This is a genomic window from Atopococcus tabaci DSM 17538 (assembly GCF_000429585.1).
In the GTDB taxonomy this organism is placed as follows: domain Bacteria; phylum Bacillota; class Bacilli; order Lactobacillales; family Carnobacteriaceae_A; genus Atopococcus; species Atopococcus tabaci.
Window position 1 is genome coordinate 1 of record NZ_AUCD01000009.1, and the last position, 26,961, is coordinate 26,961.

General features: G+C 49.6%; 27 protein-coding genes and 1 riboswitch. Of the genes, 11 read left to right on the top strand and 16 right to left on the bottom strand.

Features of this window, described 5'->3' with window-relative positions; genetic code table 11:
• Both G470_RS12445 and G470_RS14000 read left to right on the top strand, forming a co-directional pair.
• Positions 1-244: zinc ribbon domain-containing protein (locus G470_RS12445; protein ID WP_035444913.1), on the top strand; the 244-nt coding region annotated here is incomplete at its 5' end.
• A gap of 86 nt (positions 245-330) precedes the next feature.
• Positions 331-867: a VOC family protein gene (locus G470_RS14000; protein WP_156907909.1), complete on the top strand. Its 537-nt coding sequence runs from the start codon at positions 331-333 to the stop codon at positions 865-867.
• Here G470_RS14000 and G470_RS13735 read toward each other — a convergent pair.
• The 4 genes from G470_RS13735 to G470_RS0102525 form a co-directional block, all read right to left on the bottom strand.
• On the bottom strand, positions 770-1,492 hold the full coding sequence (locus G470_RS13735) for a YtxH domain-containing protein (RefSeq protein ID WP_051258376.1): 723 nt from the start codon (positions 1,490-1,492) through the stop codon (positions 770-772). The genes G470_RS14000 and G470_RS13735 overlap by 98 nt on opposite strands.
• A 130-nt stretch (positions 1,493-1,622) precedes the next feature.
• On the bottom strand, positions 1,623-2,048 hold the full coding sequence (locus G470_RS0102515; protein WP_028273458.1) for a DUF202 domain-containing protein: 426 nt from the start codon (positions 2,046-2,048) through the stop codon (positions 1,623-1,625).
• Positions 2,049-2,299: 251 nt separating this feature from the next.
• Entirely contained in the window at positions 2,300-3,478 is a 1,179-nt protein-coding gene (locus G470_RS0102520) for a M20 family metallopeptidase (RefSeq protein ID WP_028273459.1), read from the bottom strand.
• Positions 3,479-3,512: 34 nt separating this feature from the next.
• The gene (locus tag G470_RS0102525; RefSeq protein ID WP_028273460.1) at positions 3,513-4,931 is read right to left on the bottom strand and encodes a YfcC family protein; all 1,419 of its coding nucleotides are present in this window, start codon (positions 4,929-4,931) and stop codon (positions 3,513-3,515) included.
• Positions 4,932-5,049: 118 nt separating this feature from the next.
• Positions 5,050-5,196: riboswitch (Lysine riboswitch) on the bottom strand.
• Positions 5,197-5,358: 162 nt separating this feature from the next.
• Between G470_RS0102525 and G470_RS0102530 the strand changes: the two genes are divergently transcribed.
• Genes G470_RS0102530 through G470_RS0102550 form a run of 5 tightly spaced genes read left to right on the top strand, consistent with a single transcriptional unit; the run spans position 5,359 to position 9,143 of the window.
• A complete protein-coding gene (locus tag G470_RS0102530; protein ID WP_028273461.1) occupies positions 5,359-6,102 on the top strand; it encodes a nucleoside phosphorylase in 744 nt (247 codons plus the stop codon).
• Between the two features lie 13 nt (positions 6,103-6,115).
• Entirely contained in the window at positions 6,116-6,730 is a 615-nt protein-coding gene (locus G470_RS0102535) for a hypothetical protein (protein ID WP_035444915.1), read from the top strand.
• A gap of 12 nt (positions 6,731-6,742) precedes the next feature.
• Entirely contained in the window at positions 6,743-7,510 is a 768-nt protein-coding gene (locus tag G470_RS0102540; RefSeq protein WP_028273463.1) for an energy-coupling factor transporter transmembrane component T family protein, read from the top strand.
• Entirely contained in the window at positions 7,507-8,346 is an 840-nt protein-coding gene (locus G470_RS0102545; protein WP_028273464.1) for an energy-coupling factor ABC transporter ATP-binding protein, read from the top strand. Before G470_RS0102540 ends, G470_RS0102545 begins: the two co-directional genes overlap by 4 nt.
• Positions 8,346-9,143, top strand: coding sequence for an energy-coupling factor ABC transporter ATP-binding protein (locus tag G470_RS0102550; protein WP_028273465.1), 798 nt, complete (start codon positions 8,346-8,348; stop codon positions 9,141-9,143). Before G470_RS0102545 ends, G470_RS0102550 begins: the two co-directional genes overlap by 1 nt.
• Before the next feature lie 102 nt (positions 9,144-9,245).
• Here G470_RS0102550 and G470_RS0102555 read toward each other — a convergent pair whose 3' ends face one another.
• The 4 genes from G470_RS0102555 to G470_RS0102570 form a co-directional block, all read right to left on the bottom strand.
• Positions 9,246-12,308: an AAA family ATPase gene (locus tag G470_RS0102555; protein ID WP_028273466.1), complete on the bottom strand. Its 3,063-nt coding sequence runs from the start codon at positions 12,306-12,308 to the stop codon at positions 9,246-9,248.
• Positions 12,305-13,441, bottom strand: coding sequence for an exonuclease SbcCD subunit D (locus tag G470_RS0102560; RefSeq protein ID WP_028273467.1), 1,137 nt, complete (start codon positions 13,439-13,441; stop codon positions 12,305-12,307). The genes G470_RS0102555 and G470_RS0102560 overlap by 4 nt, the downstream gene beginning before the upstream one ends.
• Positions 13,442-13,468: 27 nt before the next feature.
• The gene (locus G470_RS0102565) at positions 13,469-14,164 is read right to left on the bottom strand and encodes an HD domain-containing protein (protein ID WP_028273468.1); all 696 of its coding nucleotides are present in this window, start codon (positions 14,162-14,164) and stop codon (positions 13,469-13,471) included.
• Between the two features lie 146 nt (positions 14,165-14,310).
• Positions 14,311-15,087, bottom strand: a complete 777-nt coding sequence (locus tag G470_RS0102570; protein WP_028273469.1) for a PHP domain-containing protein — start codon at positions 15,085-15,087, stop codon at positions 14,311-14,313.
• A gap of 224 nt (positions 15,088-15,311) precedes the next feature.
• On the opposite strand from G470_RS0102570, the gene G470_RS0102575 reads away from it, so the two are divergent.
• Positions 15,312-15,977 carry a deoxynucleoside kinase gene (locus G470_RS0102575; RefSeq protein WP_028273470.1) on the top strand — a complete coding sequence of 222 codons (666 nt, stop codon included), beginning with the start codon at positions 15,312-15,314 and terminating at the stop codon, positions 15,975-15,977.
• Positions 15,978-16,031: 54 nt separating this feature from the next.
• On the opposite strand, the gene G470_RS12455 is transcribed toward G470_RS0102575, so the two are convergent.
• The 7 genes from G470_RS12455 to G470_RS0102605 all read right to left on the bottom strand — a co-directional run bounded on the left by G470_RS12455 (position 16,032) and on the right by G470_RS0102605 (position 22,879).
• Complete coding sequence (locus G470_RS12455) at positions 16,032-16,850, bottom strand: polysaccharide deacetylase family protein (RefSeq protein ID WP_051258377.1); 819 nt, start codon at positions 16,848-16,850, stop codon at positions 16,032-16,034.
• A 211-nt stretch (positions 16,851-17,061) separates the two neighbouring features.
• A complete protein-coding gene (locus G470_RS0102585; RefSeq protein ID WP_028273471.1) occupies positions 17,062-18,567 on the bottom strand; it encodes a pyruvate kinase in 1,506 nt (501 codons plus the stop codon).
• Positions 18,568-18,675: 108 nt separating this feature from the next.
• Positions 18,676-19,401 (bottom strand): hypothetical protein, encoded by a 726-nt coding sequence (locus G470_RS14810; protein ID WP_240470628.1) that lies wholly within the window; start codon positions 19,399-19,401, stop codon positions 18,676-18,678.
• A gap of 78 nt (positions 19,402-19,479) precedes the next feature.
• Complete coding sequence (locus tag G470_RS14815) at positions 19,480-20,283, bottom strand: hypothetical protein (protein WP_240470629.1); 804 nt, start codon at positions 20,281-20,283, stop codon at positions 19,480-19,482.
• The gene (locus G470_RS0102595; RefSeq protein ID WP_028273472.1) at positions 20,280-21,194 is read right to left on the bottom strand and encodes an ABC transporter ATP-binding protein; all 915 of its coding nucleotides are present in this window, start codon (positions 21,192-21,194) and stop codon (positions 20,280-20,282) included. The genes G470_RS14815 and G470_RS0102595 overlap by 4 nt, the downstream gene beginning before the upstream one ends.
• A gap of 176 nt (positions 21,195-21,370) precedes the next feature.
• Complete coding sequence (locus G470_RS0102600; RefSeq protein ID WP_028273473.1) at positions 21,371-22,501, bottom strand: sodium ion-translocating decarboxylase subunit beta; 1,131 nt, start codon at positions 22,499-22,501, stop codon at positions 21,371-21,373.
• 57 nt (positions 22,502-22,558) lie between these two features.
• Positions 22,559-22,879, bottom strand: a complete 321-nt coding sequence (locus G470_RS0102605) for an OadG family protein (protein WP_028273474.1) — start codon at positions 22,877-22,879, stop codon at positions 22,559-22,561.
• A 112-nt stretch (positions 22,880-22,991) separates the two neighbouring features.
• On the opposite strand from G470_RS0102605, the gene G470_RS0102610 reads away from it, so the two are divergent.
• On the top strand, positions 22,992-23,513 hold the full coding sequence (locus tag G470_RS0102610) for a methylated-DNA--[protein]-cysteine S-methyltransferase (protein WP_028273475.1): 522 nt from the start codon (positions 22,992-22,994) through the stop codon (positions 23,511-23,513).
• A 74-nt stretch (positions 23,514-23,587) separates the two neighbouring features.
• On the opposite strand, the gene G470_RS0102615 is transcribed toward G470_RS0102610, so the two are convergent.
• On the bottom strand, positions 23,588-24,808 hold the full coding sequence (locus G470_RS0102615) for a hypothetical protein (RefSeq protein ID WP_028273476.1): 1,221 nt from the start codon (positions 24,806-24,808) through the stop codon (positions 23,588-23,590).
• A 251-nt stretch (positions 24,809-25,059) separates the two neighbouring features.
• Here G470_RS0102615 and G470_RS0102625 point away from each other — a divergent pair, with 251 nt between their 5' ends.
• Both G470_RS0102625 and G470_RS12470 read left to right on the top strand, forming a co-directional pair.
• On the top strand, positions 25,060-26,139 hold the full coding sequence (locus tag G470_RS0102625; RefSeq protein WP_156907913.1) for a TPM domain-containing protein: 1,080 nt from the start codon (positions 25,060-25,062) through the stop codon (positions 26,137-26,139).
• Positions 26,140-26,168: 29 nt separating this feature from the next.
• Positions 26,169-26,888 (top strand): PspA/IM30 family protein, encoded by a 720-nt coding sequence (locus G470_RS12470; protein WP_051258378.1) that lies wholly within the window; start codon positions 26,169-26,171, stop codon positions 26,886-26,888.
• Positions 26,889-26,961 lie beyond the last annotated feature (73 nt).

Consider the following 26,961-nt stretch of genomic DNA (forward strand, 5'->3'; position numbering starts at 1 on the left):
AACAATGTTGGAATACAAAGCAAAATGGTATGGAAAGCAAGTTTTCACAGTAGCAAAAAATTTTCCATCGAGTCAATTATGTTCAAATTGTGGCTATCAAAGTAAAGACGTTAAAAATCTCGGATTGCGTGAGTGGGAGTGTCCTAATTGTCATACCCATCATGACCGAGATATTAACGCAAGTTTGAATCTTAAAAATGAAGCCATAAGGCTTCTAACCGTAGGAACTACGGGGATAGCCTAATCAATAACTAGCCGATAGGCTGGTGTTCTTAGGAATCCACTATGGCTTTAGCCTAGTGGTAGTTCAACAATCTGCCGGTGAAAGATTTGGAGAAAAGCAACGTGTTCTTCCGCAAGATGGGATTTGAATTCAATCAAGATTACTGCGATGACAAAGGATGTTGTTTGGTTTTAGCCGATCACATATATGCCATGCTGTTGGTGGAAGACTTTTTTGCCGGGTTCACCAAAGCCGGCATCACCGATACTGCAAAAGACAATGAAGTCATCCTGTCCATTGCCGTGGATAATCCGGAAACCATGGAAGATATGATGGAGGCCGGATTGGAAGCAGGCGGCAAAGATCGTACCTCTCCTTTACTGCCGGAAGAAGAAGGCATGATGCAGTACTACAGATTGGAAGATTTGGACGGACACCTGTGGGAAATCACGTATATGAATACAACGGAGTCACTACCTAACCCAGCTCCAACTAACAACAATAAACCGGGCTGCCTTACCAGCAGCCCGGTTTATTGTTTTCAGTTTATTTTTGTTCGGGTGGATTGGCACTTGGCTCATTCATCGCATCCAACAGCTCTTTGGAGAGATTGTCAGAAGGCGGAAGATCTGTTTCCGGTGTGAGTGTGGAAGGTTCCATCTCTTCATCCACCGGAGACGGCGGCACATCCACGGCATCCATCGGCGGAGCAGTAGATGTCACTGTGTCCCCTTCCATACCTACAGAAGGTGAACTTGGAGGTTCGTTTTTCTGTCTGTGCATTTTATCTGTAACGGTTCCTTTTACATCCTGCATTTTGTGTGTAACCGTTCCTTTGACATCATGCACTTTGCCCTTGGCCTGCTCCATTCCTTTGTCTTTCATATCCATTGAACGAGTCTTCATGTCGGAGCGAAGTTCTTTCCCAGATTTAGGAGCAAACAACAATGCAGCGATAGCGGAAGCCCCGATGATCAACACCGATTTGGTCAAACTCAGTCCCCGCGTATGAGAAGTCGGTTCTTCCACTGGGACAGCCACAACCTCTTTCGTGCGTTTCTTCTTATCAGGCAACACATTTTTTGCTTTCTTCCCGTAATCGGCAGCATAATGAGAGGCCTTTGAAGCCATTTCCTTAGTGGTGGAACCGGCTTTCGAAGCATAATCCCTCGCTGCATCCGAAACTTTTGGTCCGTAATCTTTTGCCATCTTAACAACTTGCGGGCCGAAGCGTTTGGTCTGTTTGGCGACTTTGGCTAATTTAGGCATAGAAATACTCCTTCCTGATCAGTTCTTATTTACAACAGTTGAAAGAGATAAAAGTAACGTGTTTTTCTATATCTACTTTAAATGATTCTCTCCTTTAACCAAAGTGAAATGCTTTCCGAAGGTTGGTTTTCTAAAAAATCAGCAGCCCGAACGCAACCACAAAAATGATAAACAGCGTAACCGAAAGTATTGTCACCGTAGTTAGATTCATCGTGAACGGATACTCTTTCTCTCCTTGCAGAACGGAACTCTCTCTCAAATAATCAAACACGGCTTTGAAGCCGAACCATGCGTACACGAAACACATCAATCCCAGGATAATCAAGGCTCCACCAAGCAGTAAGGTGACATTTTGACTTTCCGAATCCCGCAACGCGGTTCCGAGTGTCCATCCTGCACCTGCAATGGTGAATCCCGTGCGAATCCAGGCAGCGTACATCCGCTCTGCCGCCTGCAGTGTCCTGCTTTCCGCCAATTCATTGCGAAGCTTCGCCAACTTGTTGCGGTCTTGTGCCAGCTCATTGCTGCTTTTGGAATTTTTGTCGGACTCTCCCATTTTTATCATCCCCTTTGACAGTTCTTTGCTAGTTTCTACAGTAACACTTTCCTCATTTATCCTAGCACATACGAACCGTTCAAACGAAAAAAAGATTGTTGACCGGCACAGCCTTAAAATGCGCTGCTTATGTAAAAAGCGTCTTCTCTTTAACATAGAAGGTCCTTTTCGCTATTTCTTTGTGAGAGTGCGCTCCTTTTCCACAAAAAAACCGCCCTTAAGAGGACGGCTTTTCCCATCAGATTTTTTGGTTAATTGGTAACTACAGGAATTTGCGCAAACTCTGCTTTGATTTTTTGCAGCAATGCTTCGTCATCGATGACGTCATATGCCGTGCGGACAAGCACTTCGATCGTGTTCATCATGGCTTGGTATCCAAATTCTGTCTTGGTGCACTCACGGAATTCAACGGTGTGCAGCGACATTTTTTTGCCGTTGGTGATTTCGAAGTACGGATTGATGGCCGGCACCACTTGGCTGACGTTCCCCATGTCGATGGAACCCATCGTCTCACGGTCATCATTTGACATGTCGATGCCGATGGCCGCTGCATTGCGGTTGTAGACTTCGGACAAGGTGTCATTGGTGATCATGTTGTGGTAGCTGTTTTCAAAGTTGCCATATTCCACCCGGCATCCGGCAGCAAGCGCACCGGCTTCCGCACAACGGATGACTTTTTCTTTCAATTCTTTCAAATACGGCAGGTCCATCGCCCGGACATAGAACTGGGCGTATGTGTAATCCGGAATCACGTTGGCTGCCTCGCCGCCGTTTTTGATGACGCCGTGAACGCGTGCATCCGGACGAATTTGCTGACGCAAGGAATTGATGTTGTTGAACATGTTGATGACCGCATCCAAAGCATTGACGCCTTCGAACGGAGCAGCGGCCGCGTGAGCCGTTTTTCCGTAGAACGAGAACTCCAAAGCTTCCATCGCCATGGATGTGCCGCTCTTATAGTTGCCGTCGGAAGGATGCGTGCACAACGCCACATCGATGTCGTCAAATGTGCCGCCGTCCGCCATGTTGACTTTCACTCCGCTCGTTTCTTCCGCTGGAGTTCCCAAAACCACAACCGTTCCGCCGATTTCATCGACCAATTTGGACAACGCGATGCCGGCACCTGTATCGGTGGTTCCCAACATGTTGTGGCCGCATCCGTGGCCGACGCCTGGAAGCGCGTCGTATTCAGACAGGAACGCGACTGTTGGACCGTCTTTTTTCCCGCGGTAAGTTGCTCGAAAAGCTGTTTCGAATCCCAAGTACGGGTATTCCACTTCAAAGCCATGTTTTTCCAGCAAATCGACATGTGCCTTTGAAGAAACTTTTTCTTCAAATCCCAATTCCGGATTGTCGTAGATAAAATCGCTGAGCGTCTGCAGCTCTTCACGCAAGCCGCTGACAACAGCATGAATGTTTTCTTTTGTCATGTGCTTTTCTCCTTAGAAACAATTTTTCTGTTTATTAAAACGGTCCGTAATTCATCCAATTCGCGAACAACAAGAAGGCCATTCCTATCAACAGCCAGATGATTATCAACGGCATCAAGAATTTCGCCCATTTTCCGTACGAAATTTTTGCCAGGGACAACTGCGCCATCAACACACCGGATGTCGGAATGATAGAATCCAAGAACCCGTCCCCCATCTGGTAAGCCAGTACAGCGGTTTGACGGGTGATGCCCAAGGAGTCTGCCAATGGAATCATAACCGGCATCGTGGCAGCCGCCTGTCCGCTTCCAGAGGGAATGAAGAAGTTGATGACAATCTGCGTGAGGTACATCCCAATGACAGCCAATGCATCAGGCAGTTGCCCGATAAGGTTCGTCAAAGCGTACACAAGTGTGTCCAAAATCAAGCCGTTTTCCATGACCACGAGAATACCGCGTGCCAGCCCGACAATCAACGCGGCAAAGACCATTTCTTGCGCACCTTTGACAAAGGACTCAGCAATTTGGTTAGGGTTCATTCCGCTGATCAAAGCACTCAACAGCCCCATCGCGAAGAAGACCGCGCCGATTTCAGTGATGAACCAACCATATTGGAACACACCAAAGGCGATTAAAATGAATCCTCCGACAAAGACAGCGGAGATGAGTGCGTGACGCTTGGTGAAGTCCGCTGTTTTTTCCGTGATATCTTCGTGGGCACCGTTTGCTCGTTCTTCTTTTTCCAATTCATACACAAGACTGTTTTCCGGGTTTCGTTTCACTTTTTTTGCATAGCGGATGATGTACCAAGAAGTGACAATCCATAGAGAAAAGAACAAGACCAAGCGCAATCCGACACCGGAAAACAGCGGCAGTTCCGCAATCTCCTGCGCGACCCCTACGCTGAACGGATTCATGAATCCTGCATAGAAACCAATGGCTGCACCCAACGCAATCATCGCCGTTCCAACCATTGCGTCGTATCCCAACGCCCGGGCCAGTGCCACTCCAAGGGCTACAAACACGATGGTTTCTTCTGCCAGTCCAATGGTGGCTCCTCCGATTGCCAACATCAACATGACAACCGGGATGACAATCGCTTCTTTCCCCTGCAACAGGCGAACGATTTTTCCAATAACCCCTTCAATCATGCCTGTTTCATTGATGAGCGCGAACGAACCGCCTGTCAAGAACAAGAAGAACGCAATATTTTGCACTTCCGCAAAGCCGTTCGGCAAAGCTTTCAATAAATCAAACCACCCCTGGGGATTGGATTCAATGATTTGGTAGGAACCCGGAACAACGACTGTCCGCCCGTCAATCATCACCCGTTCAAACTCTCCTGCAGGTACAACCCATGTCAACAGGGCCATCAATGCCATGATGCCGAAAAGCAATACATACGTATGCGGCATTGAAAACTTTCTTGGGAATTTGCTCAATACATTTTCCATCACAAAAAAACTCCTCCAAAAATTTTTTTGAACAGAGAGTATAGTCTTTTTGAGCAAACAAAAAGACTATGAGCAAAAGGAGCTCATAGTCTGTCTGCACAGTATCCCTTTTGCCCGCAACACGGCAAGCACACCTTGGAAGGATTTGGGCAATCCTCCCAGACAGTGACATACTTATTCAGCATGCCCCCAACACATTTCTGCATTTCGGCGGCCAACCCTTTCGCTTTCGCTACTCTTGTTGGTCGCGGCCTCTACACCGTATCGACTCGATTCATTCAATTGCTACCTATTCTAGCGGAGAAAAAACCCCTTGTCAAGAAGAAATCAAATTCAAATACGCGGTCTTTTTCGTTAAACAAGAAAGATTTCCGAAAATAGTCTATACTAGACTTAAAAGAAAGCAGTGTCAAAAAGGAGGCGTTTTATGGCTGACTCTCTTCAACCACACATTCAACTTCCCGCTACTTTAGACGTTCGCTACGCCCTGCTTCCCGGCGATCCAAAACGATTGGACAAAGTTAAACCGTTTTTGTCGGACCCTCAAGAACTTGCATACAACCGGGAGTACCGCAGCCTTATGGGCACGTACAAAGGCGTCCCTGTACTCGGTCTGTCCACCGGCATCGGTGGGCCTTCAGCCGGAATTGCAGTGGAAGAATTAGCTGCCATCGGCGTGACTACCTTAATCCGCATCGGAAGCAGCGGTGCCCTGCAGCCCGGCAGCCGGCAGGGAGATTTGATTTTTGCCACCGGGGCGGTTCGGGATGAAGGGACCTCTCATGCGTACATCGACGCTTCATATCCGGCGGTCCCCGATTCCGATTTGCTCTCCTTGTTGGAGGAAGCGGCTCGGGATTTTGATGTCCCTTACCGCAAGGGGCTTGTCCGGAGCCACGACAGTTTTTACACCGATAAAGAAGAAACCGTGGACACATATTGGAGCGAAATGGGCATCATCGGTTCGGATATGGAGACGGCCGCCCTCTTTGTCATCGGCCGCTTGAGAGGGTTGAAGACCGCATCGGTTCTCAATGTGGTGGTGCCGTATCAAGGAAGTTTGGAAAGCGGCATTCAAGACCTCGTTTCTGGCGAAGAAGCCGCCGACAAAGGAGAAACGCTGCAGATTCAGCTGGCCCTTGAAGCCATTTACAAAGATGCCACCAGATAAAGGAGGAACAACGATGAACAACAAAGGAAACCGCCGCAGCATGTGGTCGTTGAATTTGTCCACCGCCGCCATTGCATTAATTCCTGCCGCTATCGGGATCAACTATCTAGGGAAATTATTTGCTGGATTATTACGGCTGCCTCTGTGGCTGGACTCCATCGGCACGGTGCTTGCCAGTATCCTGGCCGGTCCGGTGATCGGAGCCTTGGCCGGCATCATCAACAACGTGATTTTCGGCCTCACCGCCGATCCCATCTCCACCGTCTATGCCGTTACAAGCGGCGCCATCGGGCTGGTGACCGGAATCATGGCTTACAAAGGATGGGTATCCAGCATCAAAACAGCCGCCATCACCGGGCTGGTGGTCGGATTGGTCGCCGCCGTCGTCTCCACGCCCTTGAACATCCTGTTTTGGGGTGGACAGACGGGGAATGTGTGGGGAGATGCCTTTTTCGCTTACCTCATCAACAATAACGTCCCGCTTTGGCTGGCTTCGTTCGGAAACAGTATCATCGTGGACGTACCTGACAAAATCGCAACGGTTCTCATCAGTTATTTCATCTTTAAAGCACTGCCGAACAACTTTAAAAACATTTTCCGCGGAGGCCATGAAATCGAAGAACTTTAAGAGGTGTTTCTTATGGGTGCGATGACATTGTATGTGAAACAACGCTCACCGGTTCATTCCATGGACCCATTGACGAAAATCCTTTATGTGATTGTCAGCATCGCCGTCACCTACATCTTGAGGGAGCTGTGGGCGATTGCCGCGATGACCGCTGTGACGTTTCTGCTGCTTGTGATTGGAAAAGTCTTCCGGAAAATCATTCCCGTTCTGGGACTCAGCCTGCTGCTCATTGTTTCCATCATCGTTGTGCAGGGTTTTTTCAACCCCGAAAACGAAACCGTGCTGTTTGAACTCGGCTTTTTGACCTTTTACGAGGAAGGGATGCGGGCGGCTGCCCTGTTCACGCTGCGCATTTTGAACATGATCGGGTCGTTCGGGGTATTGATTTTGACGACCAAGCCGGATGACTTGGTGGAATCCCTCATCAAACGTGGCTTCTCCCCGCGGTTCGGGTACATCCTGCTTTCGGTTCTCCAGTTGATTCCGCAGATGTCGGCGACGATGGGGAAAATCACGGATGCCCAGCGCTCCCGGGGAATGGAAACGGACGGAAACTTATGGGTGCGCACCAAAGCGTTCTTCCCGCTTATCGTCCCGGTGGTCTTGAACTCGCTGAACGAAACACGGGAACGCGCCATCGCACTGGAAGTCCGCGGTTTCAGTTCCAAAGGCAAACGGACCTTTTTGAACGTCACAGAAGACTACCCTTACCGGCATGTCATCCGCGGGGTGCTGCTGGCAGTGTTGATTGGGGCCATCGTTTGGAGGGTGTGGACATGAGTATCATCCAAGTACAAGAACTGAAATACCGGTACCCAGATACCGAGCGTCTGGCATTGGACAACGTGTCTTTCGAAATCGAACAAGGCGAATTCATCGGGATTGTCGGACGGAACAAATCTGGAAAATCGACTCTTTGTTATGCCTTGGCCGGGTTGGCCCCCCACTTTTTTGGCGGAGGGTATGGGGGAAAAGTCGTTGTCAACGGCCTGGAAATCCGGGCCAGTGAAATTGAAGAGATCACGTCAGATGTTGGTCTTGTATTCGAAAATCCTTTCTCCCAAATGACGGGGTCGAAGTTCACAGTGTTCGAAGAGATTGCGTTTGGTTTGGAAAACAAAGGCATCGACCGGACAGAAATGGTGCAACGGATTGAAGAAAGTCTATTTTTACTGGATATTGAAGAAATCAAAAACAAAAACCCGTTCAGCCTTTCAGGCGGGCAGATGCAGCGAGTCGCCATTGCCAGCGTCATCGCGATGAAACCAAATGTGCTGATCCTCGATGAGCCGACGTCCCAGCTGGATCCTCAAGGCTCCGAGGATGTGTTCCGGGTGGTGGAAAATTTGGCCAAGGAAGGCATCACCATCGTGATGGCGGAACATAAAATTGAAAAAGTCGCCCAGTATTCCGACCGGGTCCTTTTATTGGATGACGGCAAACTGGTGGACATCAACACGCCGGAACACATTTTTTCCAGGGACGATTTGGAAACGCACGGAATTCTCGCTCCGGCCGCCACCCGCATCGCCCAAGCTCTCGACATAAGAGATCCATTGACCGGCCTTTACCCCGTCACCCTCGCCGGCATTCAACGACAGAGAGGAGAGATTTGATGGCCAAACTGGAAACCCGCGGGCTGCATTTCTCCTACACCGCTGAAAAAAAGGTCCTGAACGGTATTGATTTGATTCTGGAAGGCCCACCGACCGCGATTGTCGGACAAAACGGCGCCGGCAAGACCACTTTTGTGAAAGTGTTGAAAGGTTTGCTGCGGCCGTCCAAAGGCAGCGTGTACTTTAACGGAGAAGACATCAAAGATCAAACTGTCGCCCAGTTGTCCCGGCACATCGGGTTGATTTTCCAAAACCCCAATGATCAAATTTTCAAAAACCGCGTGTTGGATGAAGTCATGTTCGGACCATCTAACATCGGTGCCTCTCGTGACGACGCCCGGGACCAGGCGATGGCGGCATTGGAACGGCTGGGATTGGAAGATGAAGCCGATGCCAACCCGTATGATTTAAGCCTGTCGGAACGGAAATTGATTGCGGTGGCGTCCATTTTGGCGATGGACCCGGACGTGTTGATATTTGACGAGCCGACGATGGGGCAGGATTTTGAAGGAAAAGATTTGTTGAAACAAATCATCCGGGAAGAACATGCCCGGGGAAAGTTGATTTTGTGCATCCTCCATGACATGGATTTTGCAGCGGATGTGTTCGACCGCACGATTGTGTTCAATCAAGGGAATGTGCTGCTCGACGGTCCGACACGCGAGGTGTTTTCGCAAAAGGACATCTTGGAGAGCGCCTTCTTGGAGCAGCCCTCGCCCACGCAGATTGCACGCGTGCTCGGTCTGGACGGCTGCTATTTGACGGATGCAGAACTGATCGCCGCTTTGAAGAACTAAAAAGACAGCCCCTTGCGCTATTATCTGCGCAGGGACTGTCTTTTTTTGCATTCTCTTTCCACTTGTCCGTAAAAGAGGTTTCTACGGACAAGTGATGAACGGTCAGCCGATTTCAATCTGGGCGTGGCTGCCGGTGGCATTTTTTTCCACTTTGATGTGCGCCGGGATGCGCGTTTTCAATTCGTCCACGTGGGATATGATGCCGACCAGGCGGCCTTTGGCATTCAAATCCAACAGGGTTCCGATGGCCATATCGAGCGAGTCGGAATCCAGTGTCCCGAACCCTTCATCGATGAACAAAGTATCCACGCTCACCCCGCCGTTTTGGCTTTGGATGACGTCGCTGAGTCCCAATGCCAAAGACAGCGAAGCTTTGAAGGATTCACCGCCCGAGAGCGTGCTGATGCTGCGTTCTTTTCCGGTGTACCGGTCCAACACGTCCACATCCAATCCTTGCGCGCCGGCACCTTTGCCTTTTTCCAATTTGCGCTGCATCTGGTAACGCCCATTGGTCATGTGGGCGAAACGTTGATTGGCTGCCAGCAGAATTTCATCGAAGTAAATCCCCAATACAAAGCGCTCAAACGAAATATAATCGGTCTCTTTTGAACCGTTCGCCATGCTGGACAGTTCGCCGTAGATCCGGTACTCCTGTTCCAGTTCTTTTCCTGACTGGGAGTACTTTTCGATGGTTTCTTTTGCGCGTGTGTTGCTGGACAGACGGCGGATCAGCGCTTCCCGTTCTTCTTCCAAGCGGCTTCGCTGTTCCTTCGCCTCTTCCAGACGTGTTTGATGGATGTCTTCCGTCTCCACTTCGTCTGCAGCGGACAGCTTTTCTTCCACTTCTTTCAACGAATGTTGGTTGACCAATCGTTTGTCTTCATGGTCTTTGATGGCTTGTTTCCAATCCTGAACCAGTTCGGGTGCCAAAAGGTATGCGGAAAACGTCTCATCCAACCCGGCTTCCTGCAATCGGTCCTGCCATTCTTGGAATTGGGCGCGGTGCTTCTCTTCCAGGCGGTGTTGTTCGTTTTGGTCGGATTCAACCGCAGTGTTCAAGCCCGCTTCTGTTGTTTCCAACTGTTGGATGGTTTCGCGCTGTTGGTTGTACGCCGATTCGGTTTCTTTGATATCTTTTTCCACTTGCATCCGTTTGTCAGATACAACGTCCAACGATTCGTGCGTCAGTCTTGCAGCGATGTCTTCAGCTTCTGCCTCCAACTCTTTTATCTGTTCTGTTGCACGTGTCAGAATCGTTTTCGCTTCCTGCTGGCTACGCTCCGCCTCCAATTGGGCAGTCCGGACTTCTTCCAGACGGGCTTTCACCTGCAGTTCGGCTTCCACCTGCAACTGAAGCCGGTGGCATGTTTCTTCTTGAGCGGCCTGCTCTTTCAGCAATTCCGCTTCTTGCTGCAACAATGTTTCCCACTCGTTTTCTGCATCCTCCGGTGTAATCTGCAATTCGTCCGCCAGTTGTTTCACGGTTTGGGTGATATGGGCAGTGCGGGAGCGTGCCGCTTCGTAACGTTGAAAAGCGGCGTCTTTCGCTTCATTCAATTCTTCCAGTTCGGCCTGGGAAACGGCATCGTGCGAAAGCCCGGCTTTTTCGGGGTGATCCAAGGATCCACAAACCGGGCACGGTGCGTTTTCTGCCAAATCCTGCGCCAACAAGCCGGCAATGTTGCGGCTGTACGCAAAGTACGCTTCATCGTAGCGGTTTTTCGCCAAGCGGTAGACGGATTCTGTTTCTTGGAAATCTTCCACCGCTTCTTTTTTCCGGCCAATTTCTTCCCGCAGTTTGTCCATGTCTTTTTTTCGGACGTTGAGTTGGGAGTGGGCATCGTTCAGCCGGTGCAGCGCTTCTTTTGCCTTATCCCACTCCGCGCGTGCTTTTTCGATGGCTTCCAACTCAGCGTTCAGCCCGTCGCTTTGCTCTCCCAGCTTTTCCAACGCTTGTCTGGATTGTTCCTGTTTGCGGGTGTGTTCTTGGACCCGCTCTTGTTCGGTTTCAATTTCTGTCTGTAGGTTACGTTTTTGGACAAACAGCTGCTCTTCGACTTTGAGTGCATCGACCTGCTGACGCATGGCATCCAGCCCGTTAAAGGCTGTTTTTAATGGGATCCACGCTTCGCGGGCCTCTTTTAACTGCTCCTGTGTTGCAGCCAGTTGTTGCCGGCGTTGGGTCAGTGTTTCCCGGCGTTCCGCCAGCTCGCGTTCTGTTTCATCCAACCGTTGCTTGTACTCCTGTATTTTCTCTGCTTTTTCATGCAGCGCGAGTTGTTCTTTTTTACCGGAAATGTCTGCTTCCATCTCATTCAACAACTGCTGTTCCTCCATCAGCTGCTGTTTCTGTGTCAGCCATTCCAACACCTGCTCGTTCCAGCGGACAACTTGATGGAGGGTATCTTCTTTTTCTTTGATCGAATCATAATGCTTGCTGTCCTGGTCGATGAGCGTACCTAATTCTTTCAACACCGCGGAGGCATCTTCTCGGGCGATAGCTTCTTCCAGTTCGCCCGCTTCCTCGTAGTCGATCAGCTCCATCGCCTGTTTGATGGCTTGGAAATAACTTTCCCGCTGTCCGGACAACGCTTTGGTTTTTTCTTTCAATTTCAATTGGAATTCTTCAAAAATATCCGTTTGGAAAATGTTTCGGAAAATCTCTTCTTTTTCCCGACTGTTGGAATCCAGCATGCGCTTGAACTCCCCTTGCGGCAGCATCACGATTTGACGGAACTGTTTGTAGGTCAGCGACAGCAGTTCCTGGATTTTTTGATTGGCTTCGTTGATTTTTGTTTCCACTCCGCCGTCGTAGTGAAACTCGACGGTGGCGGGATGCTCTTTCGTTTTGGTTCGTTTCCCGGGTCCGGTCTGGGCCGGCTGGCGGCGGACGAGGTACGTCCGACCGTTCAGTTCAAACTCCAATTCCACGTAACAGAGGTCTTCGTTTGTGGCGAACTGGGATTTGAACGAATCTTTTTGACGGCTGTCCCCGCTGGCATTGTCGTACAAGGCGTAGGCAATCGCATCAAAAATCGTCGTTTTTCCCGCCCCGGTCGGACCGCCGATCAAAAATAAATTGTGCTGGTTGAACCGGGTGAAGTCCAATTCCACTTTGCCTCTGTAAGGACCGAAGGCGTTCATCACCAATCTCAACGGTCTCATGTGCGTTCGCTCCTTTCCAATTCGTCCATCAAGGATGCCACCACTTGTTTTCTGGCTTCATCCAGTTCCCGGTCGGTGTAGCGGGCGTAGAAATCCGCAAACAAATCGGGAAGGTTTCGCTCTTCAATCGCCGCCTGCGTCAACACAGGCGCATCACTCTGCCGGTTCTGACGCGCCACATATTCCAACCCCATCGCATACGGGTACCGTTTCTTAAGTTGGTTCATCGCATCCATCTGGTACTCTTCATCCAGCAGTTCAAAAAAGATGTAGTCCTCGGAAGCCTGTTCCATCAAATCTGAAAAGAAGCCTTTGACGACACGCATGTCGCGCTTCCGTTCCAACTCAAACGGTTCCACCTCTACCCCGCTTTTGTCCAGCGTGACGTGCAGGAGCTGCTTTTTGTGACGGGTTTCCGATTTGGAATACTTCAATGGACTGCCGCTGTAGCGGACTTTTTCCCATTTGACCTTTTGGGCTTTATGTAAATGCCCCAGTGCCACATAATCAAAGTCTTCAAATAATTCCACCGGCACATATTCAGCGGTTCCGATGCTCAACGGCCGCTCTGAATCAGACGTCTCCACGCTCTCCAATCCACCGTTGACCACATAGCCGTGGGCAATTAGGACGTTCACCTCTTCCGGGTTCATCTCCTCTTTGATGCGTTCGATCTGGACCCGGGTGGCGTCTTCCAAATCGTGGATGGTGTCATCGTTGAGCAATTTTCGGATATACACCGGATCGGAAAACGGCATCAACCAAAAGTGAACGCCTTGAATGGTCACTTTCCGGGTAAGGGACTTGACGGTGCCTTCGATAAACAAGTCGCTCGCTTCCAATAGCTGCGAACCGTACTCCACCCGTTCGTTGCTGTCGTGGTTTCCGGCGATCGCCAGCACCGGAATGCCGACTTCTTTGATGATGCGGGTGAAGGTTTTGTTGGCCAGCGCGACGGCTTCTTTCGGTGGAAAAGCCCGGTCATACAAATCGCCGGCCATGATCAGCACGTCTGCGTCCATTGTTTTCAATTTTTCGATCAACTGATCCAAAAAATACTCTTGGTCTTCCAGCATCGAAAATTCGTTGACGATTTTTCCTAAATGCCAGTCTGCTGTGTGGACAATTTTCATCTTTTTTCTCCTCTCTTCCTATAGTGGTTAGTCAAAGGTCTGGATCAGCTCATGGAAACGCGGCTCTTCGACTTCCAAGTCTTCCAACAGACCGGTCAAAAATTGGATCATCACGCGGTGGCGCTCTTCTCCAATCCGCTTCGCTTCTTCGGTGTGGTACGACCCTTTCAGCTGTAGCAGTTTTTCGTAAAAATGATTGACAGTTGTCGCCTTCACCGTCCGGTCTTTGTATTCATCGGGCGTCAACCGCAGGCGCGGCTCAATGGTCGGGTCGAATAAAGCCTGTCCGGCGTGCCCGCCGTATGCAAACGTCCGCGCGATGCCGATATACCCCACCGCATCCAAGCGATCGGCGTCCTGTACAATTTTCCCTTCCAAGGTCTGCATGGCGGTCTTGTTTTCAGACCCTTTGTAAGACAAGTCCCGGATGATGGCCGCCACATGTTGGACGGTGTCTTCATCCGCTCCGTTGTCCCGCAGCCATTCCATGGCTAATCGTGGTCCCACGGTATCGTCGCCGTCATGGAACTTCCAGTCCGCGATATCGTGCAACAGCGCCGCCAGTTCCACCACTTCCGTCTGGACGGACTGCGGTTCTCGTTGGGCCAGGCGCCGCGCCATTTTCCAAACACGTTTCGTGTGTTCCCAGTCGTGTCCGGAAGCTTCGTTTTGTTGTTTTTCTCGAATCATTGCTTCTGTTTTTAAGAGGAGTTCAGTCGTCATGGGTTTCTCCTTACTCTGTTGTGAAGTGAACAATTGTTCGTACAGCAACATTCTACCAAATCTCCCCTCAATAAAACAGTCCCCCCTGTTTTCGACAAACAAAAAAAGCCTCTCCCAAATGGAAACAGCCCGGTCGCAATTTTTGATTACGGAACTGGCACCAACCGGTACTCCAAATTCTTGAACACCGCCAACTTCTGGACACCTTGGCGCTTCAATAAATCAAACGCTTTGTCGAAATGGGCTTCATAGTCTTCCACTTTGTGTGCATCGGAGCCGACCGTAAACAACTTTCCGCCCACCGATTGGTACAAGCCAATGGCGTATTCATAAAGATGGACGTTTTGGTGTTTGTACATACTGCTCGTATTGAGTTCAAACGCGATGCCATGTCGGATCATTTCTTCAAAGATGCGCTTCAATATCCTTTCCACCGTCTGCAGTTCTTCAATCGACACATCGTACCTTCGCAAGCCGTAATCAAAATGCGCCAACACATTTGCCTGCGGAAAGGACCGCACCCCCTCCAACATCATGGCGTAGTATTCCTCCAAAGTCCGGTCAAGCGGCACATCGTCATTGCCCACTTCCATGAAGTTGTACCAGCCGTTGTGGTGGATGCTCAACAACATCAAGTCCAATTCTTTTCCGTCTAAATAGTATAAGATGGCCTTTTCATCTTCTTTTCGAAACCCCACTTCCAACCCTTTCAAGATACGGTTGCCGTACCGGGCGTTCAATCGTTCAAATTCCGCTTCATAAGCCGCAAAATCCGGAATGTGGTCGGGTTTGTTTTGAGCAGGGGAAAAGAAATCAAGGTGTTCAGTCGTCACAATCGGTTTCTCCGAAAGCGCCAAGTAATTTTCAAACCGCTCCACGGAATCTGGAGAATGATGGGTATGCATGTGCTGGTCGTAGTACATCGTCGTTTCCTCCTTTCCTTCATTTTACCAGACTTCTGCAAAAGGACAGGATGATTACACCCACCGTCCAAAAACGACTGAACGTCTCTTGACGGTTTGTTCAAAAATATTTTTCCGATAAAACGTTTGCCTTTAAAACGGAACTTGTACCCCACTATATATGGTGGTATGATGGACAATGGATGTTAATTGATGACTACATATAGAGACAGGAGATCTGACTCATGGAAGGGGTAACCGGAGTGATTGTACTAGCAGGAATGATTGGTGCCGGTAAAAGCACGTATACAGAATTCATTTCCAACCAACTGAACAGCACTGCATTTTACGAGAGCGTGGATGACAACCGTATTTTAGAGAAATACTACAGCGACCCTGAGCGTTGGGCATTTTCTTTGCAGATTTACTTTTTAAACACTCGTTTCCGCAGCATCAAACAGGCGTTGACGCACCGCCACAATGTATTGGACCGTTCAATTTACGAAGATGCCTTGTTTACACAAATCAACTATGAAGATGGAAACATGAGCAGCGCAGAGATGGACCTTTACTTGGATTTGTTGGAAAACATGATGGAAGAATTGGACGATATGCCGAAAAAGGCGCCTGATTTGTTGATTTACTTGAGAGGATCATTGGACATCCATTTGCAGCGCATTGAATCACGGGGCCGTTCCTTTGAACAAATCGACGGCAATCCAGGATTGTTGGATTACTACAAAAAATTGCATTCCCGCTACGATGATTGGTTCAATGCGTATGACAAGAGCGACACGTTGGTCATCGATATCGACCAGACCGACCTTGATCGGGAAGAAGATCGTCAATGGGTGATGGAACAAATCACTCAAAAACTGAAAGCCGCGAACTGCACTGAGGTAAGAAGCTGAGACAATGAATCAAAAGACCCGCCGCATCCACTTGCCGGCGGGTCTTTTTTTAACTTACGGAATGATCAGTACTTGACCGACGCGGATGAGGTTCGGGTTGGTGATACGGTTGGCGGAAGCGATTCGTTGAACCGTCACCCCGTAACGACGAGCGATGCTGTACAAGGTGTCCCCCGCGCGGACTGTATACACTTGGCCACTTGGGGCAGAAGACAAATTCAACATTTGAGAAATGGTCACGAAGCGGTAACCCATGCTCTTCAAGCGCGTGATGATGGTCGGCAAAGCGCTCGGGGTTCCGGAAGCGCCCGCCCCGGTATGCATCAAAATGATGGCCCCTGGGGTGATACGGGACATGACGCGGTTGACGATGGTAGTGGCGGAATCTCCTCTCCAGTCAATCGTATCAATCGTCCACATGATGGTACGCGTGTACCCGGCATCCCCTACCGTTTGCAACACACTGGAGTTATATGCCCCATAAGGAGGACGGAAATACGGTTTGGTTGTTCTTCCCGTCAATTGTTGGATCAGTGTCTCTGTCCGCTGCAGTTCATTTCTCATCTGCGCAGCGCTGATTTGGGTGAAGTACGGATGAGTGTAGGAATGGTTCCCGATTTGATGCCCTTGGCTGGCGATGTTACGGATTTTCTGTCCGTGATTCGCTGCTCCCGACCCGGTCAAAAAGAAGGTGGCTTTGACATCATGGGTAGAGAGTGTTTGAAGGATACGTGAGATATTTGCGCCATCCGCTCCATCATCAAAGGTGAGGGCCACGACTTTTTCCGTTGTGTTTCCTTTACTGACGACTTGAGACGGAGCCGCTGAAACTGGCAATGCAAAGGACATCAAAAAGCCGAGCAATAACGTCACTAAGAGAGCAATGATGCTCTTTTTTCTCTTAGCCGTTCATGTTTCTCATCTCTTTTCAATCGCTAAGCAAAAATCAAGGCTTTCTTTACGCCTATATTATAACACTAACGTTACGAATGTTGCATAATTATTACACGGGAAAACAGAGAACTTTTGAGGATAAATCCAAAAAAGAAGCCGGAAACAAGCCGGCTTCTCTAAGTGGTACTGCTTATTCTTCTTCCATTTTTGCAATGCTCAACGCGCGCAGTTTTGGCGTTTTCTTATACTGGTGTTCCTGCATTTTTTCAAAAATTTGATGCAGCATGTCGACAGCTTCCACCACGTAGGCGCCTTTATTCAACATCACGCATTCCGCGCGGCCGCCTTCCGCCGCATCTGTCACTTCCGCACGGGTCGGGATGCCGGTGTTGATCATGTTGTCCAACACTTCCGTCCCCCATACCACTGGGATGTCCGCGGCTTCGCAGATCCACAAAATTTCCTGCTGCAATTCAGCCAGACGGATGTAACCCGTCTCCACCGCCAAATCGCCGCGTGCAATCATCACACTGAATGGATTCTTAGCGGATGCGGTCAAGAGGATGCGCGGAAGATTTTCCACTGCCTGCACGGTTTCAATCTTCGCCATCAACGCCATGCCGGCAGCTTTATCTCCAAGGATGGAGTGGATTTCCTGTTGAATCTGTACGATATCTTCCTCATCCCGGATGAAGGAACAGCCGATGATGTCCGCATGCTCGCAGGCGAAGGCCAGGTCTTCTCTGTCTTTCTCGGTCAACAGTTCGATGTCGAATTCCGTATCAGGAAAGTTCAAACCGTTTTCCGCTTTGATACGGATACTTGAACCATTGACGTGCTTTACCTCGACAACAGCCTCTTCATCGGTTACTGATACCACTTTCCCTTCGACCGCCCCGTCATCGATGGAAACAGGGTCTCCTTTTTTCAGTGCTTGAAAAATCTGCGGGATGCTGCAGCCGACGGTGACTTTTACTTCGTCGTTCGGAGGCAGGTCCGTGTAGTTTCTGGTCAATCGGAACCGGTCTCCCGGCTTCACTTTCGGTTTTTTGCGGGTAGTGAAGATCCAGTCGATACGAATCTTCGGTCCCGCAATATCCATCAAGATTTTCACGTCTTTTTTCTTTTGACCGGCCGCATGACGGATGTTTTCAATCATTTTCGTCCAAATCTTTGGATTGTCGTGGGCACAGTTGATACGGGCCACGTTCATTCCTTTGGCAATCAAATCTTTCACGAGTTGCTTGTCTTTGGCGGCTTCCGTAGGCATGGTCACCATGATGCGCGTGCTGCGTTTTTTTGGTTTCTTCCCGAATAAGTCTTCCGCATTCTGGAGGAGCCGCTCTTGGCCTTCCACAAACGATTCATACGACGGACGGGCCATCGGTGAAGACTCATCCGCCAGTTCTCCCAATGTGGCAATCACCGCTTCCAAGTTGCTGAGGGTTTTTGGTTCCAAGCGCCCCAAAGAAGACAATCCCCATGGACTCAATTCCGACTGCAGTCCCCGAATGTCCCGCCTTCTTAAGGCCAGATAATAACTCAAATTCTCTGCACTGTCGACAAAGGCATCCCGTTCAATCTTTGGTTCCCATTCTTTGAAAATTTCTCTTCCCTCAGAAGACACGTCGTCGTATAATTCGGTCATTTTTTTCAATAATGCTTTTGGGTCTTTTGCTTTTTTCTCTCGAGCCATTCCGTTCCCCTTCCTTCCTGCTTCTTTCCTTGATTATAACAACTTTCACAGTTAATCCCGCATACAACGCTTAACAGAAGGAAAGGAAAAACACATCAAGAAACACCGTCACCCTTGAATGTCCCGTTTGTTGTACCCGATGAATCCAATGATGGATGAACCAAGCGCAATCCCGCTGAGTGCCCATATCGGCGGCCACTCCATCTCTCCATAAGGAAGCTGCGGAATATGATGAAATGGGGACAAATTGTTCAGCCAATCGGGAAAGTCCAACAAATTCCCGATATATAAAATCAAAAAGGCCAGTAAAACATACCCCCAAATCCATTTCGCTCCTCGGGGAATCCAACCGACAAGCAGGACCGTCAACCCCAACATGACCCAGACAGCCGGAAGATAAACAAAGCTCGCCTCAAGAAATGTCTGTAGTGAAAGGGAGTCTTCCATGACTTGGCTCGCGGAGAGATACAGACCCAGCCCGATCCCGGTCTGCATGAGAACAGACGCCACTAAACCAAGTCCAAGGTAGCTTCCCAACACTGTATTGCGTGCCACCGATCGGCTGTAAAAGTGCTCTGTCCGCTGGAGTTGTTCTTCTTTCACTAAACTCAAGACCACTGACAAAACCGGAGCAATTGCGAAGATAGATAAAATGCCAATGATGAGTGCGAGAAATTGATCGATGATCGCCGTCGGGTCCAGTCCGCCGGGAATAATTTGTTGAAACAGCTCCATATCAGCAAAGTAGGTTTCAAAATCGCCCAAAACGGAGCCGGAAGCCACACTCATCAAGAATATTCCGACGACCCAGCCAATCAAAGAATTTCTTTCCAATCGCCAGACCAACCCTGGAAAAGTTTTTAAGAAGTTGGAGGCCCGATCGTTTCCTTTGCGAGCGGGGAGAAACCCTGCCTACATATCCCGCTTCTTGTTCAAATAAAAAGCCAAAAGCGCAAAAAGTGCCGCACCTGATACCAATGCCCCAATCGGCCACCAGTCATTTTCCAAAAACACGTTCGTCCGCACGGTCCATCCCAACGGAGACAGCAGCGACAAGGTGTCGCTCTGGACATCTCCCACTGCCCGCACAGCATACGCCAGAATCAACAAACCTAAGGAAAGGCCCTTGGTTCCCCGTGAAGATTCGGCCAGCTGTGCGCTTAAAGCAGTGACGCCTGCAAAAAACAACCCTGTGGCGGCAAGTACCGCCCCGTATAAAAACGATCCTTCCGTCATCATCGATTCATGCCCGAGCACAGCCAATCCGGCACCTAAAAGCAAAAACACCGATACATTTACCGCTGTGATCATTAAAATGGATGCACTCAAGTACGCGAGACGACCGACCGGGAGCGCGCGTATCATTTCCAATCGGCCTTCTTCTTCATCCAGGCGTGTACTGGAACTGACCAGCAAAATGTTCATGACGGCAACGGCAATGGCCGTAAACAGCAGCAACTCCGCTGCTAAAATCATGGCAATGGTGTAGCCTTTCAATGGATATGCTGGGCCAATCATTGCCACCATCGCAGGATTTTGCACTGTCACAGCGAATCCTAAAATGTCTTCTTGCGTCCGATACACTTCTGGAAAAGCCAACGCCGCTGCAAGCGTCACACCAATGATTCCTGTCACCCAAAGCAGGATTTCCAATCGGTTCTGCCGGAAAAGAAGCCTTGTGATGCGGCCCGTCCCTTTAAACAAATGACTCTTCATCGGCCGGCCCCTCCTTTGGAAACTTCCCCGCCTGTTCGTTCGTAGTGGCGCATAAACAAATCTTCCAGTGTCGGCGGCGCACTCTCCAGTTTCAGTATGCCGTGTGGGCTGATGCGGCGGATGACCTGGTCCAAGTCTTCCGTGTCCACTTGGAATTCGGCATGCACACCCGTCTGCTGCACTTCATGCACACCCGTCCATTCATTCAAACTTGTCAACGGATCGCGCGTTTCGACCGTTAATTTTGACCGTGTCAGATGCCGCAGTTCATCCAAGGTTCCTTTTTCGATGATTTCTCCTTCGCGGATGATGGCCACCCGGTCACACAACTTCTCCACTTCCGAAAGAATGTGGCTCGACAACAACACGCTTTTTCCCTGGGCTTTGACTTCCAAAACCAGTTCCTGGAAAATGCGTTCCATCAACGGATCGAGTCCGGAAGTCGGCTCGTCCAATACATACAAATCCGCATCCGAGGCAAACGCTGCAATCAAGGCGATTTTTTGTCGATTTCCTTTGGAATAAGTCCGGCATTTTTTTGTCGGATCCAAGTCAAACCGCTGGATCAGTTCATCGCGACGCGCCGTGTTTCCGTTGCCGCGCATACTCAAAAACAGGTCGATGACCTCGCCACCGGTCAAGTTAGGCCACAGATTGGCTTCTCCCGGAACATAAGCGATCCGCTTATGGATGTCCACCGCATCCTTCCACGCATCTTTTCCAAAAACCGTCACCTTTCCAGCAGTGGGCTTCAGCATCCCCAACAACACACGGATGGTCGTCGATTTTCCGGCTCCATTCGGTCCGATGAAGCCATATATTTCCCCTTTGTCCATTTTCAACTCAATGTTTTTCAATGCTGTGAACGAACCGAATCGTTTAACCAATCCGTTTATTTCCACTAAACTCATATCGCTTTCCCCCTCTTTGTCTCCACAAAAACACTCCCACGCACGCAATATGTACGTATACAAAGTGTAGCCTTTTTCACTGAACCGGGTCAAATTCATCAGCAATCAAATACAAAAACTCCCGAAAGCCCGTCACAAAGAACGTTTGCGATGACTCTCGAGAGTTCCCACTACTTTTAACTGAAAAATTGAAGCAATACCCCGGCAGCTACTGCTGAGCCGATGACTCCGGCCACATTCGGACCCATGGCATGCATCAGCAGGAAGTTGGTGGGGTTGGCTTTTGCGCCTTCTTTTTGCACCACCCGTGCGGCCATCGGAACAGCGGATACTCCTGCCGAGCCGATCATTGGATTGATTTTCCCTTTCGACAGAACGTACATCACTTGACCCATCAGGATACCGCCTGCAGTTCCGGCCGCGAAAGCCGTCAAGCCCAAAAGGATAATCAATCCTGTTTCAACCGAAAGCAGCACATCCGCTTCTGCTTTGGCGCCGACACTGATTCCCAGAAGAATCGTGATGATATACATAAAGGCATTCTCAAGGGTTGCAGCGATTTTAGGCACTCGGCCGCTTTCTTTCACTAAATTCCCCAACATCAGCATTCCAATCAATGGAGCGGAAGACGGTACAAGCAGCGTGGTGAACAAAGTGACGACAATCGGAAACACAATTTTTTCTTTTTTGGAAACCGGGCGCAGTTGTTCCATCTTGATTTTCCGCTGTTCGGGAGTGGTCAGCAGCCGGATGATCGGCGGTTGGATGATCGGGACCAGCGCCATGTAAGAGTACGCAGCCAACGCAATCGACGACAGCAATCGAGGCGCCAATTGACTCGCCACATAGATGGCGGTCGGCCCGTCCGCTCCCCCGATAATCCCGATGGAAGACGCTTCCGGACCAGTCATGCCGAGAGCGATGGCGCCAAAGAAGGCCACAAAAATCCCGATCTGCGCTCCCCCTCCCAATAAAAGTGTGACAGGATTGGCAATCAACGGACCAAAATCAATGGTGGCGCCTAAACATAGGAAAATCAACGGCGGGTAAATCCCCAGTTCAACGCCTTGGTAAAGGTAATAAAGCAGTCCGCCTGCACTGTCGGCTGTCGGCGGAGCCATCAACCCGCCCAAGGGCAAGTTTACCAGCAGCATGCCGAAAGCAATCGGCAACAGTAAGTATGGCTCATACCCTTTTTTGATGGCCAAATAAAGAAAGAGAGAGGCGATGCCGATGGTTACGACTTCTTTCCATGACAAAGCCATCAACCCGGTTTCCTGCCAGAATTCGAGTAACATCTCAAGCATGAAAGTTTCTCTCCTTTCACTTCCCCGCAGTCATCGTCAACACGTATGATTCAGCGATTATGTGCTGTCAGAAACGGCTCCTTTTGCATTCATCCGCTCGACAGAAACAACCGTATACTGATTGTCCGGAGTTTCTTCGTTTGCGACAATCAACGCCGTCAAGGCCGCTACCATTTCAGGATCTTTGTTGAGCGGAAGCGTGTCTGGAACAGGTGCTTTTTCAAGGCCAGACCGTGGGGCAGGCGCTTTTTCAGACGGGGGTTCCTTGAAAATGTACTTGAATGTCATTGTCACCAACATCAGACCGACTAAAACCAGAAAGACCATTGCAATGGACGTAAAAGCAATCAACAGCGCTTCTGTTAAACTCAACCCCATTCAGATTCCTCCCTTTAAGAAACCGCTTACTTTTTTGCCGAACGATGTCTATTCAAATACACGATGGTTTGGTATACTAGGCCCATCAACGAATAGAAAGCGAGTATTTGGTATGACGACTGACGAAACCGTTTATTACGCCACTCTTTCTCACCCTGATTGGCCGCTCGTTTTAGCTGCAACCGAAAGAGGATTTTGCTTCTTGGGTTCATTAGGAAAAGATGTCTCTGAACTCCAAACATGGGTACAAAAGACGATTCCTCGCGCCGAATTGAAACAAAGCGAAGAAAAACTGTCTCCTTTCGCTGCGCAATTCACTGAATATTTCGAAGGGACACGTACCACTTTTGACTTCCCTTTGGATATGCGCGGCACCCCGTTCCAACAATCCGTCTGGCAGGCACTCCTGGACATTCCTTATGGGCAAGTGCGCACATACAGCGACATCGCCGAGCACCTGCAAAAACCGAAAGCGGTCCGAGCGGTCGGATCCGCCATCGGAAAAAATCCGGTTATGATTGTGGTTCCTTGTCACCGTGTCATTCAAAAAAGCGGCGCCATTTCCGGGTACAGAGGATCCCTGGAAATGAAACGACAATTACTGAAACTCGAAGAAGCCCCCATCACCGGATAACCTTCATTGTTGTTTCTAATACCGTGAGCAAAATTCCTGCCTTGAAAAAAGACGAGAGTTTTTGTGTTTCTATGTTACTTTTCTTCAAAATCAAATGAATCGATGGAATAATCGGTTGCTTGAATATCTTCAATGGCCAAGAATTGATCTGTCAATTCCACAGGAATGGTGAAATAAAGCGGCATCGCCGTATTCGGTTCCAGCACTCCAAAAGATTGTTCACTCAGGTGGTATGATTTCTCGTCCAAGAAAACCGTACCGACATCTGAACTGAAAGAAATGTCCATCTTAATGTTTTTCATGGCAACAGGGGTTCGATTCACGATGACAAAAACAGCTGAAAGGCCTTCCGGGTACTCCAAGTAAAGACCGCTGTTGTGAATCGCGACATCTCCCTCAATACCCACTTCTTCCGTATTGTTGAGAAGCTGCTGCAATTGAGACAACGTTTCGTCGGTTTCAACGGTAAACCCTGCTTCAATATCGGATTCCTGAGGAACCAACACAATCTCATGGGGAGCGTCTGTTTCAGATCCAGAAGTTACTGTGGTATCCCCTGTATCCGGTGCCGTGCCCCTGCCTCCACGCGTATTTGAAATATCTTGCGTTTCGCTGTTGATTTCTTGGTAAGTAAACGAATCGATGGACAAGGTTTCATTGCGTGTCTCTATAATGTTCAACAACACTTCTTCTTTGTCCGTGTCGACGGTGATGTATAGTGGCATGGCGGTATTCGGTTCCAATACTCCGAAACTGTCTTCCGGGAGCTGAACCGGCGTCCGGTCCATCACCATTTCTCCGTCTGCTGACCCGAACGACAATTCAGACTCCACATTGGTCATCGCCATGTCCGTACGGTTGACAATCAAGAAAATGGCGTCTTTTGATTCCGCGTTATCCAAATATAATCCCGTAAAATGAATCGCCACGTCTTCCTCAACGCCCAATTCGTTCTCATCCGCTTCCAGCACCAACTGCTCCAACATGCGGAGTGCTTCATCGTTTTCAACGGTCAACCCTGCTTCAATGTCCGATTTTTGAGGCACAAACAAGATTTGACTCGCCGTGTCGTCCTCTCCCTGCCCATTGCTCGGCACATTCCTTCCGCTTGTGCCCGTTGCGGAACCAGAGTCTGTCTCCGAGGTGTCGGCAGAGGTTCCTTCTTCCGCTGAAGTATCTTCCACAATGGTTGTGTCAACGGCAACCCCCGCATCCGTTGTGTCTTCTGTTGTTCCGCCGCCTGCACATCCTACGAGAAAAAAAGCTCCCAATAACCACCCAACCGCTCTTTTCACTGTGTCCCACTCCTTTTTTAAGCCCACTCACCTTTCTTATTATAAGTATACGAAATCCCACCTTTATCCACTAATAATCTGCCCGGAATACATCCAAGTCAATGAATATTTATTATTTCGGTTGGATGCGCTCCCCGGTTCCTCTTGTGAGTCAGAACAAAAAATCGATTGAAATCGCTATAATTGACAGCGTTTAACTCGTTGTGCTAGATTGAACTTACGAATGAGTACGTGGAAAAGGAGTGGGATATATGGGTAGAGGAGGAGGCCGCGGCGGCGGTGGAGGCGGCTTCGGCGGAGGGGGCAGCTTCGGTGGCGGTGGCTTCCGTGGCGGTGGTTTCGGCGGCGGACGCGGGAGCGGCGGTCGAAGCAGCGGTGGCGGCCGTGGAGGCGGCAGTTTCGGTGGTGGTGGCGGCTTCGGAAGAGGCGGTGGCTCCAACCGACGCCCCGGAGGTTATCGTCCACGAACCGGCCCTATTTTCATAGGTGGCGGGCCCCGGTATTATGGACGTCGACGCAGGTACGGTCCGGGCGGGCCGTACGGAGGCGGCGGTGGCGGCTGCGGCTTTATGGGCTGCGGCAGTATTTTCTTCATCGTCCTCTTGTTTATGTTCTTATCCGGAATCTTTTCTGCTGGAGGCGGCGGAGGCAACATCACAGCTTCCACACAGGAACGAGAACCGTTGCCAGTCGGTGCTGTCAATGAAACGGAATATTATACAGATGAAATGAATCCGCCGTGGATCGGAAACCACACACAGATGGTCAGCGGCCTGGAGCATTTTTATGAAAAAACCGGTGTCCAGCCGCATGTTTATATCACCGACAACATCAATGGTTCATCCAATCCATCGCCGGAAGAAATCGAACAGTTTGCCCATCAAACGTATGATGAGTTGTTCACCGACGAAGCCCATCTGTTGCTGGTGTTTTTCGAACCGCGGCCTTCCGTGTACACGACTTATTACGTGACGGGGTCGCAAGCCCGGAGCGTCATCGATGCCGAAGCGGGAGACATCTTATTGGATTATTTGGACAGGAATTACACCAACACCAGTTTGACCGATGAACAGTATTTCAGCAATTCATTCCGGGATGCGGCAGATCGGATCATGGAAGTCACCACTTCTCCATGGATTCCGGTATTGACCATCTTCGGAGTCGGGTTGATCCTGTATCTCTTGTACAGATGGTGGAAACAACGACAAGCCCGCAAAGAAGCAGAAGCCAAACGGACCGAAGAAATGCTCAATCGTCCGTTGGATACATTCGGCAGCTCTGAAGCCGAAGAATTGTCCAAAAAATACGACAATGACCCTAATAATGATTAAAAATTGAAAACCATTTAGGAGGATGCCACATGGCTATTTTAGACCGTTTTACCGATATCATCAGTGCAAACGTCAACGCCCTCATCGACCGGATGGAAGATCCCGAAAAAATGATCGACCAGTACTTACGGGGCATGATGGATGATTTGGCAGAAGTCAAACGCAACACTGCCGGTGTCATGGCGGAAGAAACCCGTGCCAAACGATTGGTGGACGAAAATGAAGCGGAAGTTATGAAATACACCAATTTTGCGAAAAAAGCTTTGGAAGCCGGAAACGAAGACGATGCACGTGTCTTCCTGGAGAAAAAACAAGAATTGGAAGACGTCGGAACTGGTTTGGCAAATGCGTATGCCAAAGCACACGAAAACGCCACGAAGATGCGTCAAATGCACGACAAACTGGCTTCCGACATCGAGAAGCTTAGAAACCGCCGCGCGATGATCAAAGCCCAGATGTCTGTGGCAGATACGCAGGAAAAATTGAACGACGTCAGCAAATCCATCGGCAAAACGCAAGGCGCGATGGGCAACTTCCAACGTATGGAAGAAAAAGCCGCACGCAGATTGGATGAAGCAGAAGCGATGGCCGAGTTGAACGAAGAACCGACTGACCCGGCTAAAGAGTTGGAACAAAAATACGCCAGCTCTTCCAGCTCCGCAGCGGTGGAAGACGAGTTGGCCCGCTTGAAAGAAGAGATGGGGCTTTCCTCTCCTGATGCCGACGACGCGGACGACGTTCCTGAATAAAAACGATAAAAAAGAGGGCGCTCAGACGAGCCGCCCTCTTTTCTTGTGCTTTTTTGTCGACCACGATAGAGAA